6 protein-coding genes are annotated in these 5,960 nt (G+C 55.5%); 1 reads left to right on the plus strand and 5 read right to left on the minus strand.

The window, feature by feature from the left end:
* Positions 1-23: 23 nt before the first annotated feature.
* The 5 genes from Q0J85_RS15165 to Q0J85_RS15185 all read right to left on the minus strand — a co-directional run bounded on the left by Q0J85_RS15165 (position 24) and on the right by Q0J85_RS15185 (position 5,578).
* Positions 24-545, minus strand: a complete 522-nt coding sequence (locus Q0J85_RS15165) for a nitroreductase (RefSeq protein WP_294483135.1) — start codon at positions 543-545, stop codon at positions 24-26.
* A gap of 16 nt (positions 546-561) precedes the next feature.
* Complete coding sequence (locus Q0J85_RS15170; RefSeq protein ID WP_294483136.1) at positions 562-879, minus strand: hypothetical protein; 318 nt, start codon at positions 877-879, stop codon at positions 562-564.
* 403 nt (positions 880-1,282) lie between these two features.
* Positions 1,283-3,703 (minus strand): heparinase II/III family protein, encoded by a 2,421-nt coding sequence (locus tag Q0J85_RS15175; protein ID WP_294483138.1) that lies wholly within the window; start codon positions 3,701-3,703, stop codon positions 1,283-1,285.
* Positions 3,700-4,398, minus strand: a complete 699-nt coding sequence (locus Q0J85_RS15180; RefSeq protein ID WP_367274674.1) for a type II secretion system protein — start codon at positions 4,396-4,398, stop codon at positions 3,700-3,702. Before Q0J85_RS15180 ends, Q0J85_RS15175 begins: the two co-directional genes overlap by 4 nt.
* Positions 4,399-4,546: 148 nt before the next feature.
* Positions 4,547-5,578: a GntR family transcriptional regulator gene (locus tag Q0J85_RS15185; protein ID WP_294483141.1), complete on the minus strand. Its 1,032-nt coding sequence runs from the start codon at positions 5,576-5,578 to the stop codon at positions 4,547-4,549.
* A 100-nt stretch (positions 5,579-5,678) separates the two neighbouring features.
* Between Q0J85_RS15185 and Q0J85_RS15190 the strand changes: the two genes are divergently transcribed.
* Positions 5,679-5,960, plus strand: a 282-nt coding sequence (locus tag Q0J85_RS15190; RefSeq protein WP_294483143.1) for a hypothetical protein, incomplete at its 3' end; no start/stop codon positions are given.

Consider the following 5,960-nt stretch of genomic DNA (forward strand, 5'->3'; position numbering starts at 1 on the left):
CCAACTTTTTGTTTCGCAACGTATCAAATACGAATAATATAATTCTCTTTGCGGGCTGCAGGTTTATCCAGCTTCTCTGCAGGATACCCTATCGCAATAGCACCTACGCCACGCAAAGTTTCTGGAAGATTCCATTCTCTCAACAAAGCCTTACCGTCTTCGCTGTCAAATATTTCCCGCTCCCTGTGAACCCATACAGTTCCCAGCCCCAGAGCATGAGCCTCCAGCATCATATTTTCTAATACACAACTTCCATCCTCTACAAATGTGCTAGATGCACCGTCCGCCAATACCAATACAACAACCGGCGCTCCATAATACGGGTCTGTATTAGCACCCATCACCTGTGCATTTAATTCAGCAATTCGTTTTCGGTATTTTGGATCTGTAATTGCGATAATAGTAGGAGACTGACGTCCGCCGCCAGTGGGCGCATAAGTTCCTGCCTCTAAGATAGCATTCAGCATTTCTGCGGGCACAAGATCCTCTTTGTATGACCGAATGCTGCGGCGAGTCTTAATAAGTGTTAAAGTTTCATTTTCCATTTATATAACCTCCATTTCAATGCTTGATCTTTTCTCCCCAGGGCGTGACCCAGAGAACCCCGTCTTTGTCATAATAAGCAGTACTTTCAAGCTGTGGAGAATTCCATGCAAACCCGAAAAGTCCAGTCTTTTCAATGGAGGAATTGTAAACCAACTGTACCGGCAGTTTCAATTCCGGAGAAAAGTTTGCTGTATCCAACAGTCGGGAAATAAAATAAGCGTTTTCAGCAAGCGAGGCTTTGCCGGCTTTCATCGGTTTGGAAAGGAAGTTTACGGAATCCGCGAACAATGAGAAGGAAAGCAAGGCAGAACAAAGCAAGAACCACTTTTTCATAATGAGACTCCTGATAACTGGCTAGCATGCATTCTATGTGTAATAAACCGTTGAAACATTGTTTTGTCAAGAGTATCTTTGTTTTTTTTGCAATAAAATGATTTCATCCCATCTTCTCCCGCGGGGAATTTCTCCCGAAATCCTGAAGTAATTCGGAAACGAATGAAAGAGATGTTTTTCCGCCAATCGCCATACACTCAGTGATTCGGCAGAGGTGTGCGGATTTTTTAGCAGAGCAATTCCCGGCTTAAGTTAATCGGCCGGGAATTGTTCCATAAATTCCAAGTATCCGTTTGAAGTTGTGTACATGAGAACGGCTTTTTTTCAAGTGGATTCGACGGGTTTTGGTCAAATTTAATCCGAGGGAAGAAACGCCGTCTCAGCGGGGAGGAGTGAATGCCGCTTACCGACCCCCGGGGAGAAAGCGCACCGCCAGCTCCGCCGTGCCGGAAGCGGGCGCCGCAACCGTGAACCGCACCATCTTCACCCGGCCCGCCTCCTGATCGAACGATTTCAAAAAATCCCGCTCCGGAATGATCTCCCATTCGCCCGGTACACTCTTTTCAAGATGCAGAGAGGCTTTCCCCTGGGTCAACAGCACAGATCCATCCGGCTGCACCGTCGCATCGGTCCGGGTGCACATCTGCCAGCAGATTGTTTCGCCCGGTTTTACCCCCTGCAACGTATCGGTCAACGTCAAACTGCGGTCCGAGAGCAACTCCGCTCGTCGAACCACCCGGTTCGCACCGCCCGCAAAAACCGCAGTCAGATCCGCTTCAATCACGTTCCCGGTGGCGGTGGTGATGACGCCTTTCTCATTCACCCGCGGCGGTTGACCTCCGATCCGCACGATATTGTGGCTTTCGGGCCCGTAGCGGAACACTTTCCAACGGTCGCTGTCCTGGTTCATATTCCAGATGTGCAACTCTTTTTCCAGTTTTGAATAGTTCTGCGCCCCCAGATCCAGCGCCCAGCGCACCCCGTCGGATTCGTAGATGAATGCTCCGCAATCCATATGTCCGTGATTGCGCCGTGCCGGTCCCGCCGTGAGACCGAAATAGACCGCGTCCGAATCCCAGCTCGAACGCATCACTGCAATCGGTGCGGCGGCACTCTCCGAACTGAACCAGCCGAGCGGGCCGGTTTTGACCTCCCCCGTCGGGCACAGCGCCGTCAGCACCAGCGGCAGCAGCCGCTTGTCGTCCAGTTTCCAGACCGGAGTCTCCCGACTGTAAGCGTCGAGCATGCTGTTCTCCCACGGCGCAAGCCAGTCGGCCCGGTTGTACCGTTTTGCCAAACTGAACATCGCGAATGAAAACTGGCGCTTCTGGAACGTATGCGCGTCTCCGCAGTTGAACATGTATCCCGTCGGCCCCGTCATCGCCTGAATGAAATCTCCGGTCAGTGACAGTCCCGGCGTGTCGGCCAGACCGAAATTCCGCCCGAATGCCGTGTCGAGCATGTCCAGCGACAGCGCGGTGAAGTCCGAGGCGTAAATCCAGTAGCCCGTCCCCTCCGGATAGGCTCCGCGCGGACTGTAACTCGCCACCAGCGAATAGCGCAGACGCTCCACCGCCCGGAGAATGATCCTCGTCGCAAGTTCCGGTTCCCGATCGGCCACCGCCAGCGCCCCGGCAATCAAGCCGCCGTGGCAGACCTGATTCCAGTTGTTGGTCGTCGACACCCACCACGTTTTCGGGCCGAACCCGGGTTTGAGCCCCTTTTCGATGATCGCCTCGGCAATTTGGTCGCGCTGTTCCGGGGTCAATTCCTCATACAGCCAGTCGTAGGCCAGCGCCATCCCCAATGTCAGCTCCGCCGTGTCGAGAAAGTGCTGCGGATTCCAGTCCGGAAAACCGGCGGCATTGATCAGTTCCGCCGTCGCCCGCTCCGCAAACCGCTTTTCACCGGTCAGAGCCCACGCCGTTGCCAGCGTCGTGAGCCGTCCCAGAATCTGCTGACTCGTGGAGAGCATCCGCATCGGATCCATCATCTTTTTCGGCTGCGGCGGGACCGGCAAAAGCTGTTCCGCGTTGCCGATGATCCGTTTGGCGAGCAGTTTCCCCTGTGGCGTCTCCGCATTTTTCCGGATCGTGTCGAGCTGATTGACGAGCACCCGCGGCCGCTGTGTTCCGAGTTTGTCGACCGCCTCGCGGATCTCCGCGGCGATTCCTGCGGGAACCGCGGTGATCTTCAGCGTCAATTCCGCCGTCTCTCCGGTGCTGCCCTTTTGGGCGGTCCGCTTCGGCGAGATGCGCAGCCGATAGAATCCGTTGGAGGAAAACAGTTCGAGACCGAACTCGCCCTCCAGCACCACCCGGTTGCTGGAAGTCTCCAGTTCCACCGTTCCGGCCGGGTTCCATTTGCGCGCCTTGAAATCGGCGGCCCGTTCCGGCAGTTCGATTGTTTCGCCGTCGACTGTGCAACGGCGTCCCCCGAGTTCCGCCGCCGGAATGACGCCGTTCAATACCAGCATCGCTCCGGCCCGACCCGGAAACTCCAGTTTCCACCGGCACATGGCGGCATGTTCCCCTGCGGTCTCCACCGTTTCGGAGAATCGGCACTTCACTTCGTCCAGCAGCTGCCACTCCGCTTCCAGTTCAAAACGCTCCGGTGAAATCGCCGGAAATCCCGCCGCAGGTTTCATCGCCTCCGACTTCTGAAAGCTCGGGCGCCAGTTCTGATACGCCATCCATTCAAATTCGACGCTGTCGCCGATCCTGATTCCGCCCTCCGGACCGACTGAAAAAACGGGCGGCAGTGCGGCCGCGCTCACCGCGGCGAAAAACACCGCACACCATGTTCCAAATCTTCCGATCATCATTTTCTCCGATACTGTTTGAACCAGAGGAAGGTATTGTAGGAGGTGTAGGTCTCCCAGGTGGCCGCCGCCCGATTGTCGACGGTCAACGCCGCTCCGTCCTGATAGAGCACGTTGGACTTCACCACGTGCGCGTGCGGCTGGTCGTTCAACTTGAGGAACTCATCGGCCGCCATCGCTCGGTTCGGGTAGTTCAACCGATAGCTGTGGGTCAGATTCTCCTGCCATTTTCCATAGGCTTCCTCCCAGAGAAACGGCAGAAACCGGTAGCTCGACAGCAGCCAGTCCGGGCAGCTCCGCGTGATCCAGGACATGTTGTAACGGTTGAATCCCGATTCCGTCGGTGGCGCGCCCGCCGAACGCGCGGCACACTCAAAACTTTTTGCGGAAGCGATGATCCCGGTGTCGATCAACGCCGCCGCCATCCCGTGATTCGCGTTCCCATAGCGGAATTTATGCGTGTTAAGCGTGTTGTAATTGTTGTCATTCGCGGTCGGGACGTAGGGGAACCAGCCGTTGAAATCACCCGCGTAGATGGAAATTCCCGTTCCGATCTGTTTGAGATTGTTGATACAGTTCGTCGTGCGCGCTCTTTCCCGCGCCTGCTGCAGTGCAGGCAGCAGCATTGAAGCCAGAATCGCAATGATCGCAATCACAATCAGTAACTCAATCAAGGTAAAAAATTTTCTTCTCATCATTTCCCCTGGCCTCTGATTTTGTGGAACTTCCTGTTGTTTTCATCGCCGTTGATGCTGCCGATGCGTTCGTGCTCCGGCAATTTTTTGCACCGGGACCGGCGCCGCTCCCTGCCTGAAATGCTCATGATTTCCCATTCCGGTTGAAAATTCACGACCCCTGAGTCCGACAGCTGGAATTGATGCACAGCTCCGCTCCCACGATCTGTCGAGTCGGAGCGGTCTCCGGCCGTTCCATTCTCTGCAGCAGATGCTTCAGCGCGGCCTGCCCCATCTGGAAAAGCGGCATGCGGATGCAGCTCACCGGGAAAGAGACCCCCGCCACACTGTCCATATCGTCAAAACAGATCAGAGAGATATCCCCGGGAATCCGCAATCCCGCCCGTTCCGCCGCCATCGCGAAAATCGGCGTCTGGCAGCCGAACAGCAGAAACGCGGCGGACGGTCGGCGCGTTTTGAGTACATCGGCCAGTTCGTCCACCTCGGGGTCTCGCAGCACCAGCCCGGCGGGCGGCGTCAGATTGCGCATCGCGTATGCCTGAAAATATCCGCGTTCCCGCAACGCCATCGAAGCGCCTCCGCCGGTCACCATCAGAATCTCCCTGTGCCCCGTCAGCAGCAGATATTCGACCGCGCGGCACGCCTCATGCGTGTAGTCGACCGAAAAAAACGAGAAGCGCGGATTTTCCGGCTGCCGGTTGATGAATACGATCGGCAGACCTTTTTCGGCCAACGCAGCATAAGGGGCGTAGTTCTCATCTCCGGTCCACATCATCAGCAGTCCGTCCATGCCGTTCACGTTGAGCGTCTTCGGATCGCGGTTGTCGAGGACCGACAGGCGGCATCCTCCCAGCTGTGCCGTGTCGAGAATTCCTTTCATGAGCAGTTCCTGATAGTAGGCGCCCCATCCGGGCACGATCGGATCGATGCCGATCGTCCACGGTCGCGGCGGAGCTTTCGGACCTGACACGGAACGCAGCACTTCCCAGCCGATTCCCGCCCGGCTGCTGATGAACCCCTGTTCCGAGAGCAGCTGCAGCGCTTTGCGCGCGGTGGTGCGGCTGACCTGGTACTCTTCGGCGAGACGCTTTTCGCCCGGCATCAACTCGCCGGGGAGCAGCTGCCGTTCCCGAATCCGCCGGTGAAGTTCGTCATAAACGGCCTGATAGGCGATTTTCGACATCTTCCACGCTCCTATACATGTTTACGTGATCCTGTCTATAATTATACCGGAATCGTAGTCGTATGTCAATAGAGCTCCAGATTTTTTTTGAAATTTTTTCATGGAGTGGGCTTTGGGGCGGTTTCCGGTTGAAGATTTCCGAGTAAAAAAGAAGCCGGAGTCCGGCAAAAAACGGCGCGCGCGGCGCGGGAGTTTTTGTTACAAACAGGGAAACCGCCGTGCCGAAACACTTATTTTTTTGTCAAAACACTTATTTTGGCCTGTTTTTCAATTTTTTGAGTTACGTGATATGATTTCCTGTTCAACAATCGCAGCCAGTTTCTCAATCTCCGTCTCTGACAGTTCTTCAAAGTTTTTTCGACGCGATTTTGGAAATTTTCCA

It is taken from the genome of uncultured Victivallis sp., assembly GCA_944389935.1.
Lineage (GTDB): Bacteria > Verrucomicrobiota > Lentisphaeria > Victivallales > Victivallaceae > Victivallis.